12 protein-coding genes are annotated in these 24,161 nt (G+C 37.7%); 1 reads left to right on the top strand and 11 read right to left on the bottom strand.

Annotated elements, in window-relative coordinates; translation table 11 throughout:
- Nucleotides 1-1,001 precede the first annotated feature (1,001 nt).
- From AC3B7A_RS06955 to AC3B7A_RS06945, 3 genes are all read right to left on the bottom strand, one after another.
- On the bottom strand, nt 1,002-13,736 hold the full coding sequence (locus AC3B7A_RS06955; protein WP_489755401.1) for an SLAP domain-containing protein: 12,735 nt from the start codon (nt 13,734-13,736) through the stop codon (nt 1,002-1,004).
- A 497-nt stretch (nt 13,737-14,233) separates the two neighbouring features.
- On the bottom strand, nt 14,234-14,518 hold the full coding sequence (locus AC3B7A_RS06950; RefSeq protein ID WP_489755400.1) for a hypothetical protein: 285 nt from the start codon (nt 14,516-14,518) through the stop codon (nt 14,234-14,236).
- A gap of 14 nt (nt 14,519-14,532) precedes the next feature.
- Nucleotides 14,533-14,934: a DUF948 domain-containing protein gene (locus tag AC3B7A_RS06945; RefSeq protein WP_489755399.1), complete on the bottom strand. Its 402-nt coding sequence runs from the start codon at nt 14,932-14,934 to the stop codon at nt 14,533-14,535.
- Between the two features lie 115 nt (nt 14,935-15,049).
- On the opposite strand from AC3B7A_RS06945, the gene AC3B7A_RS06940 reads away from it, so the two are divergent.
- The gene (locus AC3B7A_RS06940; protein WP_489755398.1) at nt 15,050-15,958 is read left to right on the top strand and encodes a mechanosensitive ion channel family protein; all 909 of its coding nucleotides are present in this window, start codon (nt 15,050-15,052) and stop codon (nt 15,956-15,958) included.
- 650 nt (nt 15,959-16,608) lie between these two features.
- On the opposite strand, the gene AC3B7A_RS06935 is transcribed toward AC3B7A_RS06940, so the two are convergent.
- The 8 genes from AC3B7A_RS06935 to dltA all read right to left on the bottom strand — a co-directional run bounded on the left by AC3B7A_RS06935 (nt 16,609) and on the right by dltA (nt 24,157).
- The gene (locus tag AC3B7A_RS06935) at nt 16,609-16,770 is read right to left on the bottom strand and encodes a hypothetical protein (protein ID WP_489755397.1); all 162 of its coding nucleotides are present in this window, start codon (nt 16,768-16,770) and stop codon (nt 16,609-16,611) included.
- Nucleotides 16,771-16,894: 124 nt separating this feature from the next.
- Entirely contained in the window at nt 16,895-18,058 is a 1,164-nt protein-coding gene (locus AC3B7A_RS06930; protein WP_489755396.1) for an RNA-guided endonuclease TnpB family protein, read from the bottom strand.
- Nucleotides 18,059-18,287: 229 nt separating this feature from the next.
- Nucleotides 18,288-18,896: an XTP/dITP diphosphatase gene (locus AC3B7A_RS06925; protein ID WP_489755395.1), complete on the bottom strand. Its 609-nt coding sequence runs from the start codon at nt 18,894-18,896 to the stop codon at nt 18,288-18,290.
- Nucleotides 18,897-18,898: 2 nt separating this feature from the next.
- On the bottom strand, nt 18,899-19,702 hold the full coding sequence (murI, locus tag AC3B7A_RS06920; RefSeq protein WP_489755394.1) for a glutamate racemase: 804 nt from the start codon (nt 19,700-19,702) through the stop codon (nt 18,899-18,901).
- 162 nt (nt 19,703-19,864) lie between these two features.
- On the bottom strand, nt 19,865-21,151 hold the full coding sequence (gene dltD / locus AC3B7A_RS06915; protein ID WP_489755393.1) for a D-alanyl-lipoteichoic acid biosynthesis protein DltD: 1,287 nt from the start codon (nt 21,149-21,151) through the stop codon (nt 19,865-19,867).
- Nucleotides 21,144-21,386 carry a D-alanine--poly(phosphoribitol) ligase subunit DltC gene (dltC, locus tag AC3B7A_RS06910; protein ID WP_489755392.1) on the bottom strand — a complete coding sequence of 81 codons (243 nt, stop codon included), beginning with the start codon at nt 21,384-21,386 and terminating at the stop codon, nt 21,144-21,146. The genes dltD and dltC overlap by 8 nt, the downstream gene beginning before the upstream one ends.
- Nucleotides 21,387-21,432: 46 nt before the next feature.
- Nucleotides 21,433-22,653 carry a D-alanyl-lipoteichoic acid biosynthesis protein DltB gene (gene dltB, locus AC3B7A_RS06905; protein ID WP_489755391.1) on the bottom strand — a complete coding sequence of 407 codons (1,221 nt, stop codon included), beginning with the start codon at nt 22,651-22,653 and terminating at the stop codon, nt 21,433-21,435.
- Nucleotides 22,646-24,157, bottom strand: coding sequence for a D-alanine--poly(phosphoribitol) ligase subunit DltA (gene dltA / locus AC3B7A_RS06900; protein ID WP_489755390.1), 1,512 nt, complete (start codon nt 24,155-24,157; stop codon nt 22,646-22,648). Before dltA ends, dltB begins: the two co-directional genes overlap by 8 nt.
- Nucleotides 24,158-24,161 lie beyond the last annotated feature (4 nt).

The following is a 24,161-nucleotide window of genomic DNA, read 5'->3' as shown; positions in this document are numbered from 1 at the left end:
AACTCATACTTCTATTATTCAAGCGACCACCCAACAATTTCAATCTCAGCAATCCGGCAATCGAATGAAGCTAAGTAGGGACTTTGTGTTTAAGATCTTATTTTCGAAGATCTTTGCTGATTTTGACAACGATAATTTAATCTACTTATTGCGTTATCCAAGTCAACAGTTTTTGCCTAACGTTACTAGATTTTTAAAGTAAAACTCAACTTTGAAATTTAATAGCGTTAGTGCGCAACTGCTAACCGACTTTGAATCACAGCATTTTAGAAATCAAACAAAGAAGTCCGAGAACGACCCAGAACAAAGCTTTATTCCTTTCTTCAGAATGTAATTTGTTACAGTTTTTACACCATAAGCCTCACGCTCCTTCATAAAGAAGCCACTAGCTTAGCCTTTGCCTTATGTAAAAATCAACTGTAACATTTTAATTTTCCAGCTAAACGTGTTACAATTTATGTAAATCGAAGTTGGTGCAGGAACACCAACTTCTCATAAGGCTGCTAAAAGCGGCTTCTTATAAAATAATTTAGCCCCTGCTAAGCTTTGAAGCTAAATAGGGACTTTGCGTTTAAGATCTTATTTCCGAAGATCTTTGCTGATTTTGACAACAATAATTTAATCTACTTATTGCGTTCTCCAAGTCAACAGTTTGTGCCTAACGTTATTAAATTTTCAAAGTAAAATTCAACTTTGAAATTTAATAGCGTTAGTGCGCAACTGCTAACCGACTTGGATCACAACCTTTTAAAAATCAAACAAAGATGTCCGAGAACGACCCAGAACAAAGCTTTACTCCCTTCTTCAGAATGTGATTTGTTATAGTTTTTACACCATAAGCCTCACGCTCCTTCATAAAAGAAACCACTAGCTTAGCCTTTGCCTTATGTACATAGTTAGTATAACATTTTTGAGATACACTTTTTAAGATAATTTTAATTATTAAAAAAAGAAAGTCTTCTTTTTACGGAAAACTTTCTTTTATTTTGTTTTAATTAACTTTAATTCAATTTAACATCAACATCTCTAACCCAATCATTATCACCAACTTGATAATAACGATGACCGTTAACCGTTAGAACTTGATCGAAGTTCCAAGTTACTTGGCGAGTTAAATGTTTATCCGTAGAACGACTTAAGAAACCAATTTGTGGTTGGTAATGATAAATCGGTGCCGCTTGTTCTTTCAAACTTAAAGTTCCAGTTTCGGGCTTCGTAACAATTGCTGCCGTCATAACCGTAACATCAAGGGCTCGCACATATTGATGTGGGGCTACTTGATAATAAACTTGTCCGTCAGCTAACGTTTCTTGGGCATTAACTAACCACTGTGTGCCTGTTGGCAATTGTTGCTTCAGCGCGGCACCTTGATCACTATACACGGTGATGAAGTCTTGACCAGCAGTTGGTTGCGCGGTAATTACTCCATCAATGATTTGGCGTTTACCAATCTTGGTGTAGTTAACATCGTCGGCTTTGACATATTCATTAGCCCCTACGCGGTAATACATCGTGCCATCATTTTGCGTATAAATATAATCGACTTTCCAATCAGTATTGGCGGCTAAGACTTGCTCCAACTGGTGACCTTGCTGGTCATACAAGTGAATGAAACCACCCGTGACATCTGGTTTAACAATGGCAATTCCCGGATTGCGAACGCTATGACTTTGACTCAAGCCACCACCTAAATTATCAGCCAAGTTGACACTACCCGTGCCCGCTAAACTATTAATGCGTTGAATGCAATCATTTTGGGCTTGATTAACTGCTGCGACACTTGTTGCTTGTTGAACTTGGTCAGTGCCCGCACTTTCAGCATGCCGTACCGCAAAGATCCGATCTTGACGTTTATCAGCGGCTAAACTGGTATTGTTCTCTAAGTTCTTGACGGCTTGATCAGCTGCTTGATGAATGGCCACAATAGCTTGATTAATTTGAACTTTAATCACTGCATTGTCTATGTTAATTTCGCCAGTAACTTCAGCAGCATTGGCATCTTCAGCAGATTGGCTTTGATCAATTTGGTCTTTGGCGTTTTGATAGGCCACATCAATTGCATGTTGTGCATCGTCTTTGTGTTCCGGTGTTAAGTCGGTTAAATCCTCCAAATGATCCTTGGTATCTTGATAATGTTGCTCTAAAGTGGTCAAACTATCATCCTTAGCTTTCGTCACTTGAACCACTTGTTGCATGTTTTCAATTCCGGTTTGTTTGTGCGGATCAACTTCTGACAAGTTAGCTTCAGTAATGCTGCCTTGCGCTGCTTGATAAGCGGTCTCCAACAACCCCTTCAAACTGCCAATTTGATCCTTATAATGCGTCAAGCCGTTAATCTTAGCTTGTTCATCTTGACAGGTTTGTTTTAATTCCTGCATCGCTTGGTTCTTGTGGTTAATCAAAGTCTTAGTGTCATTTAATTGCGTAGTTCCGGTTTGTTGAACCTGATCCACACCACTTTGATCTGTCGCAGCTAAGATTTGATTAATAGCTGCTGTTGCTTGTTGATTAATCTGACTCTGCAAGGCCGTTTGTTGATCACTATTTAAAGCTTTCGCAGCATTATAAGCTTGTTGAACTTGTTTTTGTGTTTGCTTAATCTGTTGCACTGCCTGGGCTTTTTGTTGTGCCAAAGTAACTTGTTGTTTCATTTGCTCAATCGTTTGTTGTTGTTCACCAACTATATTATTGGCCACCGTTTCTTGTTTAATTTGGTTTAAACCAGACTCATAAGCAGTTGTAACTTGTTGTTGTAATTGGTTAACTTGATCGCTACTTAAGTTACCACCTTGCGCTAAACTACCTAATTCTTGTTGCTCACGATTTAACTCATCATCCAAGGCATTCCAAGCGGCATTTTGTTGTTGCTTCAAGTCTGTTACTTGCTTAATTCTTTCCACACCATCTTTAGCCACTTGGTTAATAGATGTGGTCGAACTAGCTTGATTGATAGCGGCAATCGCCTGCACTTTTTGGTTTTGAACATCTTGTTTTAAGCTGTCTTGGTCAGCTTGATAATGATTTAAACCAGCAATTACCTCATTGGCGGCCGCTGCTGCCTGGTCAACTTGTTGCATGGCTTCATTGATCGTCTCGGCTAAGTCTAACGTTGGTTGTAACTTCTGCTTTTCTTGATCCAACCAATTATTAGGCAATTGACTAATATCAGTAACTTCATTTAAATCATTTAACATCGCTGTTTGTTCGGTTGTAACTTGTTCCAATAAGTTGTTAACTTGACCAGCGATTAAGTGACCGTCTTTGTCTGGTTTACCTAAATCTTTGATCTTTTGCTTGGCGTCATTGACTGCTTGATTAATACTTGCTTGTAACTTCTGCTTCTGTTTAGCAGTTGCTACTAATTGATCTAATGCATTATTTTGTTGACCAGCAGCATTAGTGACATCTTGCGCCGTCTTACTAGAATCTTGTTGTGCCGTTTCAATAGCAGCCACACCCGTTGTTGCTGTTTGGTCAGCTTGGTGTTGTAATTGATTGATTTGGTCTTGGTCTAACTTGTTATCACCTTGACCTAAATCATTAATCTTTTGCTTATTAGCAGCTAATTGTTGCGCTAAAGCCACAATTGCTTGAATGGCGGCGGTTCCTTTGTTAAAGGCCGTAGCTTCGGTGTTACTATCTTTCATACCAGTTAAAGCCGTAGTAGCTGCCGTATTGACTTGATTTAAGAAATCAGTTTGTTGAGTAACACTAATATTAGTTAAACCATTTAAATCGTTGTTAGCTTGACCTAAAGTAGTGGCTAAACTCGTTAAATCCGTAATAACTTGGGGCTGAATTTGGTTAATGGCTTCGACGCTTGCTGCTGCTTTGATTTGAGTAGTTAAAGCAGTTTGAGCTTGATTTAATTGCTCCTTAAATTGCATCTTTTGCGCAGCCGTTAAACCAGCCGTTGTCTCAAGCTGATTCTTAGCTGTGGTAATTTGCGTCTGCAAGGCTGTTAAAGCATCATTTTGAGCCTGCGGTAACTTCAATAACTTATTAATAGCTTGTTTACCATTTTGAGCTAATTGGTTCAAATCAGTTGTTGCTGTAGCATTAGTAATTTGTTCAACAATTGAGTCTTTAGTTGTTGTAACTTGTAGTTTCAAGCCAGCTTGTTGGTCAGTTAATTGATCCAACTTACCAATAGCAGTATTAGCGGCAGTAACAGCTGAATTAACCACACTCATGGCGGTATTCATGGCCGTTGCTTTAGCAGTTACCGCAATTAACTTCTGTTTTTCCGTTTCCAAGTTGAAGTCGGAACTAGGATTTTTCAGATCACTCAAGACTCCATTGTAAGCTGTCGCTAAATCAGCTAATAATTTACCAACTTGAGATTGATGTTCAACATCAGGTGCTGTGGTTGTTAAATGACCTTGTTTATTGTCGCCTAAATTACGAATCTTCTCAGCTTCGTCATTGTACCATTGCGTAACTTCATCAGCAGTCGTAGCTTGACTGACAATATTGTTAATCTTTTTTTGAGCAGCTTGATAAGCAATAGTGGCAGAGTCTGCATCAGCAGCTTGATCAATCGTTGCTTGACCTTTGGCTTGTTCGGTTTCTTTATTTGAATCAGAACTTGTAATTTGTTCTTTATACTGTTGCTTTTGTTCATTTGTCAAATGCGTTAAAGCATCAATTTGATTAACAGCAGCCGTGACCCCATTTTGAAGTTGCGCACTAGCTAACTTCTGGGCAATTTGTTTTAGACCAGCCTTAACAGCATCATTAATTTTAGCTGGCATTGTCGTTGTAGCAATCAAGGAATCTAAGTTACCCACGGCCGTATTATAAGCACCATCAATGTTATCTTTATAATTTTGTGGATTAGTTAAGGCGGTTAAATTAGTGTCGATGGTTTGTTTGGCATCATTTTTAGCAGTTTGTAGATTATCCATGGCTTTATCCAAGTTCGTGGCTAAGGTAATAATCGGCGTAATTTTAGCTTTTTCGTTGGTCTTCCATTCTTCAGTTAAGCCATTAGCAGCTAAATTATTTAAATCAGTCGTAATCACTGCTTGAACGTCGTCTATTAAAGCCCACAATTTGCCAACTTGCTCATTTGTATCGGATGGATTACTGCCAACCGTCAAATGTTTTAAGTCCTTAATCTGTTGTTTAGCTGCCTCAATCCAGCCAGCCAAACCATTATCGGTATCGTCTGTTAAGAAGCCACTATTAACACCGGCCACACCTTGAGCAGCTTGAACAATCTTATTAATAGCTGTTTGGGCAGTGGTAAAGGCACTATTCGCACCGTTGGCGTCACTCGCACTATCAATGTTAGCTTGACCTTTTGCCTGCTCACCAGTCTGGGCATGCGTAATTTGATCCACATAACCCTGAATGACACCAGAACTTAAATGACCACCGTTCGTGGTGCTTAAAGCATTCAGGTCAGTTTGTGCTTTGTTGACACAATCTTGTAGTTGACCACTGGCTAAGCCTTGCGCAATTCCTAATAAACCAGTATCTTCAATCTCTGTTACCTGAGCTTGTGTTGTTTGATCAGTAATGGTATTTAAATTGTTCGTTGCCGTCTCATAAGCAAGATCCACTTGGTCAGTGTACTTCTTCTTATCCTGAGCCGTCGCTAAGTTTGGTAAACGATTAATTGTCGTATTGGCGTTATCATATTGAGTCTGTAACTCATCCATGGCGGCATTAATCTTATCCGCCAAGTCGGTAATCTTTGTAACTTTCGCTTTTTCTTTATCCTTAAAAGCATCAGTTAATTCACCAGCACCTAAATTATTAACATCTTTGGTAATCTCTTTTTGAACATTGTCCACTAATGCCAATAATTGACCAACTTGCGCACTCGTATCAGCTGGTGTATTACCGACGGTCAAATGTTGTAAAGCCTTAATCTGTTGTTTAGCTGCCTCAATCCAGCCAGCCAAACCATTCTCAGTAGTATCTGTTAAGAAGCCACTATTAACACCGGCTACACCTTGAGCCGCTTGGACAATATTATTAATGTTCGTTTGAGCTTCAGTAAAAGCTGTATTAGCAGCATTGGCATCATTCGCACTATCAATGTTAGCTTGACCATTAGCTTGTGCACCAGTTTGGGCATGCGTAATTTGATCAAGATAACCGTTAACTTGGTCTTGACTTAAAGCACCACCTTGAGCCGTACTTAAAGCATTCAAATCATCATGCGCTTGATTGACACAATTTTGCAGTTGCGCACTCGCCAAACCTTGCGCAATTTTCTTTAAGCCGAGATTGGTCTGATCGGTAAACTGCACCGTCGTTTTATTAAAATCAATCAGTTCAGTTAATTGATTGACTGCATCATCATAGGCCGTTTTAACTTGTTCTTTATAACTTTGCGCATTGGTTAATTGACTTAAACTATCAATCTGACTAGTTGCTTGTGTTTGACTGGTATTTAGTTGTTCCATATCGTCATTCATGGCACTCGCTAAAGCCGTTACAGCCGTTAACTTTTGTTGTTCAGTCGTATCCTCAAAAGTGACATTGGAATCTGTAATATCAGACAAAACATTGTTGTAAACCTGTTTTAATTGATCTAACCAAGCTTGTACTTGGGCTGGATGAGTCTCATCTATAGCCACAGTAGTTAAATGACCATCAGCCTGGTCTTCACCAAGATTAGTAATATTAACCTTTTCGGTATCATACCACTGTGTCACTTTATTCGCGGTGTTAGCTTGCGCTAAGATATTATCAATGGCAGTTTTTCCATCTGCCAAGGCAGCATCAGCTTTTTCAATACTGGTGGCCGTCTTAATATTTTGCTCAGCAACTGGTTTGGCACCAGTTGTGACATCAGTAATTTGAGCTTTATAAGCCACCAATTGTTCTGAAGATAAAGCCGTTTGATTATCTAAAGTATTCAAAGCTTGTTGGGCATAATCAGCCAACTGTGCTCGATCCATAACTTTTTGTAAAGCTAACTCACCACTAACTTCGGCATTATCTTGACGTTCAAAAACATTTTGCGCCGCTTGGTCATAAGCTGTTTGTAATGAAGTTAAATAATCTTGTTGATTAGAAATATTAGTTAGGCCACTAATGATTTGTTTTGCAGCTGTATTCTTCGCCGTTAAAACCTGCATGTCGATATCAATCACTTGGGCTAAATCCGTCACAGCTGTAATCTTTTTCTTTTCGGACGTCTGGAAGGCAGCTGAATTATCACTCTGATTCACGTCAGTCGTTAATTGTTCTAACGTTGGTAATTGATCCAGCAATTTTTGAATTTGATTAGGTTGGTTCAAATCTTCTGAATTAGCACCTAATAAGTTGTGTAAACCATCAGTTCCTTGTCCCTTAATCTTATCTTGCGCCGCGGTTAATAGATTCTGTAATTCAGTTAAAAAGTTTGACTTATTATTATCAGCAGTTTGCGCAGTCGTTAAAATTTGATCCAATTTAATTTTGGCACCATTAGTACCACCAAAAGCATCAGCAGCTCCTTGGGCATCAGTCGCGGCATTAATATTTTCTTGACCTTTGGCTTGTTCACCAGTTTGTGGCTTGGTAATTTGTTCTTGATACTTTTGCTTTTCTGCACTACTTAAATGGGTCAAATTATTAATTTGATTAATCACATCTGTTGCGTGATCTTGAAGTTGGCCACTCGCTAATCCTTGCGCAATTCCTAATAAACCAGTGTCTTCAACCTCTGTTACCTGAGCTTGTGTTGTTTGGTCAGTAATAGTATTTAAATTGTTCGTTGCCGTTTCATAAGCAAGATCCACTTGGTCAGTGTACTTCTTCTTATCCTGAGCCGTCGCTAAGTTTGGTAAGCCATTGATTGTCGTATTGGCGTTATCATGTTGAGTCTGTAACTCTTCCATAGCGGCATCAATCTTATTCGCCAAGTCGGTGATTTTTGTAACTTTCGCTTTTTCTTTATCCTTAAAAACATCAGTTAACTCACCAGCACCTAAATTATTAACATCTTTGGTAATCTCTTTTTGAACATTGTCCACTAATGCCAATAATTGACCAACTTGCGCACTCGTATCAGCTGGTGTATTACCGACGGTCAAATGTTGTAAAGCCTTAATCTGTTGTTTAGCTGCCTCAATCCAGCCAGCCAAACCATTCTCAGTATCGTCTGTTAAGAAACCACTATTAATACCAGCTACACCTTGAGCGCCTTGCACAATCTTATTAATAGCTGTTTGGGCAGTAGTAAAAGCACTATTCGCATCACTTGCAGTACCAGCTTGGTCAATGTTCGCTTGACCTTTAGCCTGCTCACCAGTCTGGACATGCGTAATTTGATCAAGATAACCATTAACTTGATCTTGACTTAAAGCACCACCTTGAGCCGTACTTAAAGCATTCAAATCACTCTGCGCTTTGTTGACACAATCTTGCAGTTGCGCACCCGCCAAAGCTTGCGCGATTTTCTTTAAGCCAAGATTGGTCTGATCGGTAAACTGCACCGACGTTTTCTTAAAATCAATCAGTTCAATTAATTGATTAACCGCGTTATCATAGGCCGTTTTAACTTGATCTTTATAACTTTGAGCATTGGTTAATTGACTTAAACTATCAATCTGATTAGTAGCTTGTGTTTGACTGGTATTTAGTTGTTCCATATCGTCATTCATGGCACTCGCTAAAGCCGTTACAGCCGTTAACTTTTGTTGTTCCGTCCGATCATCAAAAGTGACATTGGAATCTGTAATATCGGACAAAACATTGTTGTAAACCTGCTTTAATTGATCTAACCAAGCTTGTACTTGGGCTGGATGAGTCTCGTCTATAGCCACAGTGGTCAAATGACCACCAGCCTGGTCATCACCAAGATTAGTAATATTAACCTTTTCGGTATCATACCACTGGGTCACTTTATTAGCAGTGTTAGCTTGCGCCAAGACATCAGCAATCGCAGTTTTACCCGCAGTTAAAGCAGCATCAGCTTTTTCAATACTGGTAGCCGTCTTAATATTTTGCTCAGCAACTGGTTTGGCACCAGTTGTGGTATTAGTAATTTGAGCTTTATAAGCCGCCAATTGTTCAGCTGATAAAGCCGTTTGATGATCTAAAGTATTCAAAGCTTGTTGGGCATAATCAGCCAACTGTGCTCGATCCATAACTTTTTGTAAAGCTAACTCACCATTAGCTTCGGCATTATCTTGACGGTCAAAAACATTTTGCGCCGCTTGGTCATAAGCTGTTTGCAATGAAGTTAAATAATCTTGTTGATTAGAAATATTAGTTAGGCCACTAATAATTTGTTTTGCAGCTGTATTCTTCGTCGTTAAAGCCTGCATGTCAGCATCAATCACTTGGGCTAAATCCGTTACAGCCGTAATCTTTTTCTTTTCGGCCGTCTGAAAGGCAGCTGAATTATCACTCTGATTCACGTCAGTCGTTAATTGTTCTAACGTTGGTAATTGATCCAATAAATCTTGAACTTGATTTGGTTGATTAGGATCCTGAACATCACCATTTAATAAACTGTGTAAACCATCAGCTCCTTGTCCATTAATCTTATCTTGCGCCGCGGTTAATAGATTTTGCAACTCAGTTAAAAAGTCTGACTTACTATTATCAGCAGTTTGCGCAGTCGTTAAAATTTGATCCAGCTTAGCTTTAGCACCACCATGACCATCTGTTCCTTGATAAGCAGTTGTTACCTCGTCCACACTAGTAGCTGCCGTAATGGTAGCTTGACCTTTGGCTTGTGCACCGGTTTGTGGCTTGGTAATTTGTTCTTGATACCTCTGTTTTTCTGAACTATTTAAATGGGTCAAATTATTAATTTGATTAATCACGTCAGTGACGTGATCTTGTAGTTGACCACTGGCCAAGCATTGCGCAATTCCTAATAAACCAGTGTTTTCAACATTTGTTACATCATCCTCGGTCGTTTGGTCAGTAATGGTATTTAAATTGTTCGTTGCCGTTTCATAAGCAAGATCCACTTGGTCAGTGTACTTTTTCTTATCCTGAGCCGTTGATAAATTTGGTAAACCATTAATTGTCGTATTGGCGTTGTCATGTTGAGTCTTTAACTCAGCCATAGCGGCATTAATCTTATCCGCCAAGTCGGTGATCTTTGTAACTTTCGCTTTTTCGTCAGCTTTAAAAGCATCAGTTAAACCACCAGCACCTAAATTATTAACATCTTTGGTAATCTCTTTTTGAACATTGTCCACTAATGACCACAATTTGCCAACTTGCTCATTTGTATCAGATGGATCACTGCCCACCGTCAAATGTTGTAAGTCCTTAATCTGTTGTTTAGCTGCCTCAATCCAACCAGCTAAACCATTCTCCGTATCGTCTGTTAAGAAACCATTGTTAACACCGGCCACACCTTGAGCGCCTTGCACAATCTCATTAATAGCTGCTTGGGCGGTAGTAAAGGCGCTATTCGCATCACCAGCAGTACCAGCTTGGTCAATGTTAGCTTGACCTTTTGCCTGTTCACCAGTCTGAGCATGCGTAATTTGATCGATATAACCATTAACTAGTTCTTGACTTAAAGCACCACCTTGAGCCGTACTTAAAGCATTCAAATCAGTCTTGGCCTGATTAACACAATCTTTGAGTTGACCACTAGCTAAACCTTTGGCTAAGTCCACCACACCTTGCTTAATTAAATTCTCTTTAGCCGTGGCTGTACTTGCTTGTTGATAAGCCGTGACAATAGCTTTAACATTTTGATCAATTGGCGTTAACGCGGCACTAACTTCAGCGGCACTTAAATGTCCACCATTAGCTTGACTTAAGCCGTTGATACCATGGTTGGCATCATTAAACTTAGTTGCTAAATCAACTAACGTATTTAAAATACTTTCCGCTGTAGTTTCAGTGGCATGGGCAGCTGCGCTAGTTGTTGTTGCCTCAATTTGATCTACAGCCGTTTGGTAAGCCTGATAAATTAAACCTACTTGCGTCTCATCATTTTCATTAAAATAGTTAATTTGGTCAGCGCTTAAACTATGACCTTGAGCTTGACTTAGCTTATTAACCGTTTCTAAAGAAGCATTTAACTTCTCTTTTAATTGACCAAGAGCAGTATCTAAAGCTGTAGCCAAAGTAACTAAATCAGTTAACTTTTGTTCACCAACACCGCCTGCATTAGTAGCAGCTGTTGAATCAGTAGCAGCTTTAATATTTGTGACAGCTTGTTGATAAGCTAATGGTACTTGACCAGTGGTTTCGTCATTAAAGTAAGAAATTTTATCAGAAGTTAGATTATTTAAACCGTTAATTGCTGGCAGAGCACCATTAGTGCCATTATACTTAGCTTTCAAACTATTTAAAGCATCATTTTGCGCTTTCGGTAAATCCATGACGCCAGCCATCGCAGTTAAACCATTTTGCTTAGCAGTATCAATGTCGGTAACTGAATTGGCTGTCTTAACATTATTAACTGCGGTAGTGTAAGCAGTTGTTAAAGAAGTAATTAAATCGTTCGTATTATCCAGATTAGTAGCCATACCTTCTAAAGCGGATTTATCGGTATTAAATTGAGTCTCTAAAGCTGAGAGTGCGGTTTGATATTCAAATAACACTGCTGTATCTAAATCATAAACTGGACTATCTTGAAAGTCTTTTTCAGCAGTTAAAACTAAATGGTCACCTTTTTGTAAAATACCATCTGGAATAACAAAACTAAAGTTACCATTAGCATCTGAATGGGTAATGTACAAAGGTTTGCGCCAATTATCACCATTTTCAACTAAATTAGAATTATTAGGAAAATCAATTAAATGAGCACCACGTTTAATTTGAACATGAATATTTGCATCAGGTAAACTGGTTTTACCAGTCACTTTGTTATCATCAGGTGATGTATGAATTGAATTGTCAACAAAATTTACTAAACTTAAGTCTGTTCCAAAGTGTTTGCCTAAGAAAGTATGATTTTCCAAAATAGACTTAACCGCTATTTCATCTGCTCGTGATGTTCCAACAATATCACTTAAATCTTCATTAGTTACATTTTGAATAATAGTTTGTACAGTGTCACTATTTAACTTAAAATTAAGTTTTTTAAGAACATGCAATTTTGACTTACTATCAACAAATTTGATATTATTAAAGTTAAAATTGACATTACCGTTAAAAAATTGAACTTGGTCATTATCTCCGGCATCTAAGACAAAATCAACTGGATCTTTAACAGTGACTGTTTTTGAACCACAAATATCAACAATTTTGCCATCCCCATCAGTTAAAATACTCAAACTACCACCATCAACATTTAATGCAGTATTAATAATACTCAAATCGGTAGAAGTTGTCATGTTAGAACAGTTAATTTGTAAAATACCATTTTTATTGATATTTAGTTTACCAGCACCCAAAAACACATTACCACCATCCATAATATATCCATCAGTGGTAACACTAAGACGTGCATTATTATCAATATCCAAAATACCATCCAAATAAAAGGCTAGTGTATAGCTATTCTCATCCTCTTTTAAATTCAATGTTAATTCTGAACTATCATCCATCTTGATTTGACTATTTACGTCAACATTAAAAATTCTCATGTCTGTCTTAGTCGTATTAGAATTAATAATAACTTTGGCATTATTACATAATTCAACCAATGCTTCGGTCATATAAAATACGACCATCTGTCCATCCAGAGTTCTAAGTAAATTAAAAGTAGTTTGTGAATCATCTTCAAAGATTAGTTTTGAATTCTTGCTAACCCAAACTGTAAATAGAATAGCAGATTTAACTGATACCTTTAAACCATTTATAGGTGATATATATGAAGGTACATTATTTATTGTATTAATACCACTTAAGTACAATTCCGTTTTGCTACTATCAGATTCCGATATAAATAACGCATTGCCATATATATTGGAATTACATATATAGACATCACCACTTCTTGATTCCATATCAATAAAAGAATAATTAGAATAAATAGTTAAATTATTAAATCTCAAAATTCCCATCGTTGATAATCCAGCTTCGTATGCCGATGATAATGAATACTTAAATTCCAATATGTGTTGTGTATCAGGTTCACTTTCAATCGTTAAATCTGCACTACTGGCAACCAGAGAAGAAGAAGTTTTAATTATCAAATCTTTAGATATAATAATTTTTTTAGTACTAGAACTCTGAAAAGCAGCAATAAATTGTTGAGAAGTCGTTACAGTTACAATTCCGTTACCATCAAGGTTAGCGATACTTGGTTGGGTCGTTTCTTCATTATTATGTACTGCCGCTTCACCACTGTCACTGTTTATTGTATCTGTTGGCTGCTTGGAAGAATTTATCTCGGAATTATCTGGTCGATTTGGTACTTCATTAACTACTGAATTTGCGTTTGCAGCACTACTATTAGTAATATTGCTATTTGTATCGCCATTATTGTTATCGCTTACATCAGAGCTACCTACCGAACTATTGGTACTGTTTACAGTAGTACCGCCCATTACTGGCTGATTGTTATTAGTTGATTCATTTAAACTGCTATCTGCAGTATTGCCGATTGCCGATTGCCGATTGCCGATTGCCGATTGCCGATTGCCGATTGCCGATTGCCGATTGCCGATTGCCGATTGCCGATTGCCGATTCCATTTATTTCACTGGGATCGGTCGTCTGAATTTCTTCTCCGGGAGCTGCCTGATCAAACTTGCCTTGATCATTAACAGTGTCTGCTTTAGTGGTGGTTTTATTAGCCGTCAACCATAACGTTGATGAAAACAGTGTCACGCCCATCGTTGCTAATAGTCTTTTTCTTCTATTCATTTGAATCTTCTCCTTCTATAATCTTAAATCCTTATATTTCTCACACAATTTTGATTATTGTCAGTCCTTATTAGCAAACGTTATTTATCGAATAATAAGTTAACAATAATCTTATTCTCTGATATATCTCATATTATACTTAGTTAATCAGTGATAAATCAAACACTATTTTTATAAAAAGGCTCTCACAAGCTGATTTTGATTTATACGTGACCCAAAACGAACATTTTATTTTTTCACATATCTGGCACAAATCCTATTTTCATCGCCTTAGTCCTTGTGAATGTTTTTTTGAAAAATCTGCAGTTTCTAAATGTTAAGATTTCTTAAACAGTTTAAGTTTTTCTTAAGATCCAACACTAGTGTTGGATTATTTTTCTCCGCTAATACAAAAAAAGCTGACCTCAATTCGGTCAGCTTTCTTCACTACAGATTGAAATTTCTATTTTAAAATAAAACTAGCAAGCACATTTTTATGTTCACTATAAAAAATTAGCCTAATCTTCCTTACTAGGTGTCACAATTTGACTTTCATCTAATTTAATATCATCAAAATTAGTTTGCACAGCACTCGTTTGACCAGCCGCTAATGCTTGCTGTAATTTGTGTGTGTCGTTATCAAAAAGTTGTTGGGCAACATCAAATTTGGTTTGCGGTAACTTACTAAAACGTTCAATTAAGTAATCGGTAATTTCACTGCGGTGAGCTTGCCATTGCTTCAAAGTCCAATAAGTTAAACCAGTACCCACAATTGTTCCTAGAATAAACTTTCCCTTTGCCATTTTTAAGAACCTCTTTATTTTCTTCGATAAATTTTCCAAGCAGCTTTTGCTAATTTACCGGCAGTCTTGGGACTTAATTTAGCAAAATGACCTTTACTTTCTGTTTCAGATTTGTCAGTCATTTTTTGTAAACTAGTACCAACATTTTCCAAAGTACCAAAAATTGGATTTAAACTAGCAACTTTTTCATTAACGTCATCCATTAATACATTAACTTTAGCTGTTAAGTCATTACCTTGATTCGCAATCTTATCAACATCAATAGTCAAAGTTTTCACAGTTTTCGTGGTTTCTTCCACCGTGGCCTGCAAATTCTTCAAAACTTTGGCTAATTGAACTAACATCATTCCCAAAAAGATTACTAAGACTACAAAAGCTAAAGCGGCAATTAAACCGGCTATTTGTCCTAATGTCATAATTGAATTCCTCCAGTTTTTACGTTATCAGTTAAATTTTATCATCAATTCATGACAACGGCAATTTTTGCGGTTATACTTAAATTTAGTTCTTGATTTAAAGGAGAATTTTAACGTGAATAATCTTTTAGGAAAATATAATCTCAACAATAATAACACGAATCAACAGCCAAATAATGCGGCGCATAATCAACTGTTCTGGCAGCAATTAAACAATCCTCAATATTGGATTAATCTGTTAAATACCGTCGTTAGTAATCTGATCAAGATCATTTTACTTTCCATTGCTTTTTGGTTGTTATACAAGTTAGGGCGACGTTTTGTCTCGCGCATTGCCAACAATTTAAAAAGTAATGAAACTAGTTCTAATCGCACCAGAACTATTGCTACTTTGACGCAAAATATTTACTTTTACTTCTTAGCTTTTATTTACATTTACATGGTCTTATCAATTTTAGGTGCGCCCGTTGGGACATTAATTACTGGCGCAGGAATTTTTAGTTTGGCTTTAGGTCTTGGTGCCCAAGGTTTCGTAAGTGACGTGGTAACTGGTTTCTTTATCTTAGTTGAACAACAATTCGATGTTGGTGATTCGGTTACTGTTGGTGAAATCTCGGGTACGGTCACTTATATTGGTTTAAGAACCACTCAAATTCGCAGTAGTGATGGCACTCTGAATTACGTCCCTAACCGCAATATCACAATTGTCAAAAATCTCTCTCGGGGTAATATGACGACAATTATTAATTTACAATTATTTCCCCATACCAACGTTAAGACCGTTACGAAAGTTTTGAGTCAGGTTAACCAACAATTAACGCCCGAAGATCCTGACTTAGTTAGTGCTCCTCATTTATTAGGTCCTACAGACGTTCAAAATGGTTTATTAATCTATCAAATTCAAATTGATACGCGCAACGGTGCCCAACTGATTGTGAAACGTAAATTTTTGGAAGCTTATCTGGCCGCTTTGCAAGCAGCAAAAATTACGCTACCAGAAAATAAACTAGACTTAACTAAATAAGCTGCGAACAAGACTGTTCAGCAAACGTTAGCTAACCCAGACTAATAACTTTAAGATTGGTTTTCATCTTGAGTTATTAGTCGCAGTTAGATATAGGTTGCTAGTCTTGCGAGCGCAATTTTTAAGCTGCGAACAAAGTCGCTTAGAAGTTGAGGATTAACCTAGCCAAGAGACTTAAGTTTGTACTTTAACTTGAGACTCTGGGCGTAGTTAAACGCAAACTTCTGACTTTGTGAGCGCAATTTTTAAGCTGCGAGCAAGACCGCTTAGAAGTAAGAAGCTAACCTAATCTCAGGATTTAAGTCGGTTTTTGACTTGAATCCTGAGTTGTAGTTAGATGATTACTTCTGGTCTTGCGAGCGCAATTCATTAAGCTGCGAACAATGATATGCCACCAAAATCAGGGTAGATTTTTAAAGTTTAACTTAGGACTAATTTTCGATACTCAATCGGAGTTAGTCCTTTTAATTTGAGTTTGATTCTTTGATTATTAGACGTAAGTTTTATTGCTAGTTTCATGATATAAAAAAGCCAGACTATTAGTCCAGCTCCCTAAATTATTTACACTACCATAACACCTCTTAACCATCGCTTTTTTCCTATAACATTTCCCTCTGATTTCCCCTAGATTACGAAATTTTTTGTCAAGATTACATATCTAATCCTATAGCATTCAAGAATTTCTTGCTTACTCTTCTTTTAATTGGTCTCTTTTTGACCTTCTCAATAAAACCAATTTCCTCTAAAGAATCTAATTTTTCTCTAGTCCATTTAGCAGGTAAGTTTTTTTTCTTTTTCATAAACTCTTTCATAGTATTATCATCAATACTTCCATCTATGTCATTAAATGTGAACTACGTCGGCACTAAAGTACCGAGCTTCTGGGAACAGACTTAACTTGCTAAGCTTTGTCTGACAACTTAGTAGCGGTTTATCCTAATTGACCATGGCTTGTTCCAAGCCTAATTGTTTTATATTTAACGCAGCATTGACATCACGGTCATGTTGCATTTTACATTGTGGACATTGCCACTGTCTGACATCTAACTCATGTTTTCCGTCATCATAGCCACAATGTGAACAGATTTGGCTCGTTTTTCTGGGATCGACAGTAATTAATTGTTTACCATGCCACGCACATTTATACTCTAATTGCCGTCGAATTTCCCGCCACGCTTGATTAGCGATGGCTTTAGCTAAATGGTGATTTTGCAACAGATTTTTGGTTTTCAAATCTTCAATCACAATCACATCATAGTCTTTAACTAATTTGGTCGTTAACTTGTTTAGATAATAATGGCGCTGATTAGCTATTTGCTCTGAAATCTTGGCAACTTGCTGCTTAGCTTTAACATAATTGTGACAATCATTTAGATCAATTTTGTTATCAGGATGCAATCGATTATGCATGAAAACATGCTTTTTAGCCAAAGTTCGCCGGCGAGCTAGTTTACGTTGCCATTGACGCTTTTTATGAGATAACTGATTATCAAACCGAACCGTTTTAAACTTTTGACCATCAGAACTAATCATTAAATCGGCAACTCCCAGATCCAAGCCCACAGTTTGACCCGTTTTCTTGAATGGTGTTTGGTTTTCGCACTCAATCAATAAAACACAATAAAACTTGCCTGCTGGACTCAGCTTAATTGTCGCCGACTTAATCTTGGCAGTGGTGGAACAACCGCGATATTTGACGATTCCTAATTTAGGCAATTTCAAATAATGTTGCTTCAGGACTCTAATGTTTTGCTTAACATTATTGCAGGTATAACTTTGCTTGGCATAATGCTTAGATTTGAACTTCGGGAAACGAGCTTGCTTGTGAAAGAAGCGTTCATAGGCAATTCCGAGGTTTTTATTAACATTCAACAAACTAGTAGCTTCAGCGCTTTTTAAGAATGTATATTCTCGTTTTAATTGTTTAACCAAATAATTCATGCCAAAAGTTCTTACGAATCGACCACCATTACTGTGGCGTTCTTGCTGCATCGCTAACATTTGATTCCAAACAAAGCGCACCGCACCAAAGTTTTCGATGATTTGTTGCCGTTGTGTTTGGTTAGGATAGATTTTTAGTTTAACAGCTTTGAACACCACACTCTTGCACCACCCTTGGTTTAATAAATTAATTATAAACCATAAATATTTACAAAACAGCTAAAATTTAAACATGTAGCAATTCATCACGTCCTTAAAAGAGGTTCCTTGCTCGTTTTAAAAAACTAACCAAAAACTAACTAGCCCCATTAACAATCTAGTTAGCTGAAAATTAATTATCAACATTGTTTTATATAGAACACCTTATTGTTTTTTTGGTGCTATCATTTCACTTCTCGTCTTCTTCATTCAACTGCTGGTAGGCGGCTACAAACTTTTGCAAAGCTTGTGCGCGGTGACTAATCTGATTTTTTTGAGTCGTCGTTAATTGCGCTAACGTTTTATTCAACTCCGGTACCAAAAATAACGGGTCGTAACCAAAGCCATCATCACCTCGGGGAACAGTTAAAACCAAGCCATCCAATTGACCCTGAACAACTAACTTTTGGTCTGCAATAGGATCCAAATAAACCATGGTGGTCACAAAATGAGCCGTGCGTTTTGCCAACGGTACACCACCTAATTCTGCTAGCAAGCGGGCATTATTAGCGGCATCATCATGATCACCCGCATATCTGGCTGAGCGAACTCCTGGTTGACCGTGCAAGGCATCAACCATTAAACCAGAATCATCAGCCAACGTGGGCACATTAAAAGCCGCCACGGCAGCTTGAGCTTTTAACAGAGCATTGCCTGCAAAAGTAGTCGCCGTTTCCGCCGTGTCTGGAAATTGCGGATAATCCAATAACGTTTTGAGAGTCACTTCTTCTTGCGCCAAAAGCGGTAATAATTCGCGTGCCTTATTTTGATTTTTGGTCGCAATTAAGATTTCTTTCATCGTTATCCCTCCTTTAACTGAACATTTTGCACCACAACGGACTGTTGTAGCCATTGTTGGGCAATTTGCTGAAAAGCTTGCGGGTCGCCCGTCGTATAATAGCGATGATGAGCCATTTGGTTCGGGCTAGCCGTTAACTTTTGCTGTTGTAAAAATTCTTGCAAATTTTCCACAGCGGCCGCTCCTGCATCAATTAGTTGAACTTTTGACCCCAGAAAATCTTGAATTAACGGTCCTAATAACGGAAAATGGGTACAACCTAAAATTAGGGTATCTAAGTCTAGCTTTTTAAAAGGCTCTAAGACTTGCGCAACTTCTTTTTTGGCCTGTTCACTAGCCAGCTGGTCTTGCTCTACTAAAGTGACGAAACTCGGTGCTGGTACTCCACAAATGTGTAACTGGGGCTGCAGCTTCATCAGCTCTTGTTCATACGCTTGTGAGTCAATCGTTCCTTGAGTGGCAATCAAACCAATTTGCGTTTTTTGGGTAGTGGTTACCGCTTTTTGACTACCAGCACTAATAACCCCAAAAACTGGTACTGAAACTAATTGCTGCATGAGTGGCAAAGCCGCTGCCGTCGCAGTATTGCAAGCAATTAAAATTGCTTTGACATCTTGCTTAATTAAAAAATCCACTAGCTGTTTGGTAAATTGCTGAATTTCTTGAGGTGGCCGCGGACCATATGGCAACCGTTCTTGATCACCAATAAAGACAGAACTCTCATGCGGTAGTAATTTTAAGGCGGCTTTAACTGCCGTTAAACCGCCCACTCCTGAATCTAAAAAACCAATTGGTCGATTATCCATCAGCACACACCTTCACCCTTAAATTATCGTTAATACTTAAGCTTACAGTATACTACAATGAATTTTAAGTATCGAATTTCTACCAGAATTTTTCTCTTAATTTCCAGCAAAAAACCCACCAATTAGTCTGTTCAAAAACTAATTAGTGGGCATTGTTAAACTTTAATTATTGATATAACGTTTTGAAATAGTAGTTGGCTGACGTTGCTGCCAATCCTTCGTGTAAAAATAGTCATGCAAGTGATATTTAGGGTGTTGTGTTTGGCGCTGTTTAACAAAGTGATTAACGTCTTGATCAACACGTACCCAACCACGCCAACCTAAGTGGATAGTATCTTGCATAAAGTACGGAATATCACCGTCATTATGCAAGTCAACAATTTTATCAAAGCCTTGCACCCGTAATTGATAAGAAATTTTCCGGTCAAAATTAGCCAACATCGTTTCTTTTAAGCCCGTATAGGCCATCCACTGACTATTGATCGGCGGAATAATGAATAAGGGAGTAACATCGTGCTTTTTAAACTGATTTAATAACAATTGAAAGTCTGAATATTCAGGACCATATTCATAAGTGTAATGTGTCTGACTATTCTTTAAACCAGCAATTGACCGGCGAAGTTTTTGATTGTAAAACTTGTTATCAATTCCTAAAACATTATTAGTTGAATGTTCCTTACCCAAGTTGCCCGCCATAATATCCAATTGCGGATAACTATATTGATTAGGCAAAGCGCGGGAATGCTCGTCAATCAAACCGCGGCGATCTTTGATAAAAAAGCGGGTAAATAATTGATCTTGATGTTGTAAATTTTTGCTGGCTAAATTTTTAATCAAAAATTTTTGTTCAGCATTAATCGATTGTCCCGCCGCAATATTTTTTAAAGCACTCTCAACATTTTCATCAGCACTCCCTGAAGGCATTGCTAGTAAGCGTTGGGCTGCATAGCGATCAGCTTCAGTTTTGGGCTGGGCGTGATTAATAAAATAAGTGGCTTGTTGTTTGGAATAATAATAATCAAACATATTGGGGTCAACGCCTTTTTTCACAAACCATTGGGGTGAAATAATCACCACTACGCGTTTATGATCTAAATGTTTACCCATGGCTTGTGCAGAAAAAAAATGCGTCAACGACTGTGTACCCGGAGCACCCAATAAAAATGGTTGATACCCCCGTTGATACTTGTGCGTCAAAACGGCGGGATGAAATGTATCAAAACGTGACAATTCCGATGAACCCATAAACATTAAATAACCGTCATCTAAGGCGCGATCTTTAATTTGATCCCCTCGCAAAACATTAGCTGATAATGAAGTAGCCGCTTTTTCCACAGTTGCTGGACTAGGAGCGGGCAACTTCCAGGGACCATATAAGACAATGATTGCTAAGAAGCCGGCCGTTAACATCGGCGCAATAATCTTGATTAACTTTTTAAAGTTACTCATTTCTCAAGCTTTCAACCTTCGCAATAATTTTATTTGGTGTATCCCATTCACTGCGTTCCAATTCTGAAACGGGCACATCAATTTCTAATTGCTGTTGTAATTCTAGTAACAATTGCACGGTGGCCATAGAATCTAATAAGCCACTATCAAATAAGGACTCGTCTAAATTCTCCTTCACAGAATCTGTTCCAGTTAAATCTGCTAAAATGTCTAACACTGTTGTTTTAATATCCATAATAAAATCCCCTTTTTATTTTAAGTCTTTTTTAAAAACTGTTTGTCTAATTAAACCATAACTGGTCCAAAAAACCAGAGAAAATCAAAAAGCTAAAGCAAACGGTATTGAAGGTTAGAACAATCCCCAACGCCTTCGTCCAACGATTTGATGGCAACTGCTCACGGTGTTTTTTCTTAAAGCGCAGCCAAGCATCCGTAATGATGATAAGTGTGGCATGGAATAAACCATAAACAATATAATACCAAGTTTCGCCATGCCAAATACCCATTAAGCCAAATAACAGCAAATAACCAATATTGGCCATTGCCACCCGACTTTTCAGCAATTTATGTTTCATTGCCCAAAAAACAAAACGCATATAGATATAATCACGGAACCAAAATGACAAACTCATATGCCATCGATTCCAAAACTCTTTAATATTGGGCGCCAAAAATGGCTTATTAAAGTTAACGGGAGTTTGAATGCCCATCAAGTAACTCGTCCCAATCGCAAATAAACTATAGCCCGCAAAATCAAAGAACAAATACATACTATAACAGTACATAACTGCAATCACATAAAGTGAAAGGCCTAAAAAATGGCCATTACGTTGCAACAAGGCTAAATGTTCCAGTCGCGGTAACATAACTGTACCAAAAATATAACCCAAAATAAACTTATATAAAAAACCTAAAAATAAATTATGCAGTCCTTTGCCAATCAATTCAACATATTGTTCTTGACTGGGAACATTGTCATAATCTTTAATGAAGCGACGATAACGATCAATCGGACCAGACGATAAGGTGGGAAAGAACAATAAAAAGTGTAAAAATTTACTTAAATTAAATTTTTTAATCGCACCATCCCGAATTTCCATGAGCATGCCGACCGTTTTAAACGTTAAATAACTAATACCCAAAAATGCTACAATCGAATCACGGCCGTTATCAAACAATGGTGTAAATTTAACCAGCACCACTTGCACGATGGATAATGCCACAGCTAGTGCAAATACTCCAAATTTATTGGGCGAGTCTTTTTTAGTTCGATAATGACAATAACTGGCAACAATAATTACTTGAATAATCGTATAGCCAATTAAAGCGAGCCCTTGTTTTAATTTATCATTATCAAAAATTAAAATTAAAAATAGTAATGACACTATAGTCTCATACCAACGCCAGCGTTTACCATGATACAAACCAATCATTAAGGGTAGGAGTAAAATTAATAATAAAATAAAATATTGCGGATTTTGGTAAGGTTGCACATTAGGCATGATGATTTACCTCAGCAATTAAAGCCTTCCGGTCAATCTTGCCATTAGCGGTTTTGGGTAACGCGTCGCGGACTTCAATCCGTTGCGGAATCATATACGACATGACATTTTGGGCTAATTCTTCTTTTAGCTTAGCATTAGGATCCGCCACCTTTTGATTTAACACTACAAAAGCAATTAACTGACTAACTTTTTGTTGGCTATCATAACGCGGTACCGTAATGGCCTGTTCAACTTGGGGTAAGGCCGCCAAATTTTGATCAATATCTTCTAATTCAATTCGATAACCGTGTAATTTAACTTGAAAATCGGTGCGCCCCCGATAAAATAACAAGCCATCCGCATTGATCGTGGCCAAATCCCCAGAACGATAAGCTAAACGCTCTGCTTGATGCACAAAAGCTTGTTGCGTTTTCGCGGGATTATTGAGATAACCCTTAGACACACTCGGACCACTAATAATTAATTCGCCTGCAGCAGCTGGTTGATTATGTTCATCAACTAACGTTACCTCCGTGTCTGCTTTAGCATAACCAATAGGCAAACGCGCATATTGCTCCACAATTTGTGGCGTAATTTCAATAGCCGTCACTGCTACACAAGCTTCTGTTGGGCCGTAAGTGTTAAAAATTTGTGCTTGGGGGAAGCGTTGTAACAATATTTTAGCCGTACTATTCGTCAATTCTTCGCCACAGAAAAGAAAATGTTTTAAATCGGGATGATGCTGCTGATCAAAATTCTTATCTAATAAACATAATTCGACAAATGACGGGGTGGATACCCACTCTTGTAATTGTAACGTTGGCAAAACTTGAAATAATTTGCCAAAATTATCAGTTGTTGCTTGATCTAAGGCCACTAAACAACCACCTAAAGTTAGAGTGGGATATAAATCCATCACCGATAAATCGAAGGAATATGGTGGCTGTGATAAGCACCGAACTTTTTGTGGTAAATCAAAATCACTTAACATCCAGTTAACGTAGCTTAACAAATTATTGTGACTAATTTGCACCCCCTTAGGTACACCGGTAGTTCCAGAAGTAAAAATGATATAAAAATTATCATCACCTTGAACACTCAAACTAGGATCTAACGGTGGCTGCTGTACTGTTAGTGCCGTCTGAATTTGCGTTGGTGTGACGTTAACAATATCTAAAGTAACTGGCAACTCTTTTACGCCAATGACTGCGGCTGGTTGCGCAATTTCACTAATTTGAAGTAAACGCTCATTGGGCGAATGCACATCCACCGGAATATAAGCATGACCAGCTTTAACACTGGCTAACATCGTTACCACAGTTAAAAAACTTTGATCCCCATAAATAATAACTGGTGCTCCCACTGGTAAATCTAAACTTTGTAAATAAGCTGCTAATTGTTGACTGTTATCATATAGCTCTTGATAAGAGTGCTGACCACTTTCATCTTGATAACAAGTGGCTGTATTACCTTGAGCAATTTGATCAATGGTCGTCAAAAGATTAGTTATTGTTTTACTCAAAATA

This window comes from Bombilactobacillus sp. ESL1202, assembly GCF_058107125.1.
Note: the sequence above shows the minus strand (reverse complement) of the source record. Positions and strands in the feature narration are given on the sequence as shown.

What these genes read in the sequence shown, in the direction of transcription:
- AC3B7A_RS06955 (WP_489755401.1), bottom strand. Translation starts at nt 13,736, where the DNA reads ATGAATAGAAGAAAAAGACTATTAGCAACGATGGGCGTGACACTGTTT.
- AC3B7A_RS06950 (WP_489755400.1), bottom strand. Translation starts at nt 14,518, where the DNA reads ATGGCAAAGGGAAAGTTTATTCTAGGAACAATTGTGGGTACTGGTTTA.
- AC3B7A_RS06945 (WP_489755399.1), bottom strand. Translation starts at nt 14,934, where the DNA reads ATGACATTAGGACAAATAGCCGGTTTAATTGCCGCTTTAGCTTTTGTA.
- AC3B7A_RS06935 (WP_489755397.1), bottom strand. Translation starts at nt 16,770, where the DNA reads ATGAAAGAGTTTATGAAAAAGAAAAAAAACTTACCTGCTAAATGGACT.
- AC3B7A_RS06925 (WP_489755395.1), bottom strand. Translation starts at nt 18,896, where the DNA reads ATGAAAGAAATCTTAATTGCGACCAAAAATCAAAATAAGGCACGCGAA.
- murI (WP_489755394.1), bottom strand. Translation starts at nt 19,702, where the DNA reads ATGGATAATCGACCAATTGGTTTTTTAGATTCAGGAGTGGGCGGTTTA.
- dltD (WP_489755393.1), bottom strand. Translation starts at nt 21,151, where the DNA reads ATGAGTAACTTTAAAAAGTTAATCAAGATTATTGCGCCGATGTTAACG.
- dltC (WP_489755392.1), bottom strand. Translation starts at nt 21,386, where the DNA reads ATGGATATTAAAACAACAGTGTTAGACATTTTAGCAGATTTAACTGGA.
- dltB (WP_489755391.1), bottom strand. Translation starts at nt 22,653, where the DNA reads ATGCCTAATGTGCAACCTTACCAAAATCCGCAATATTTTATTTTATTA.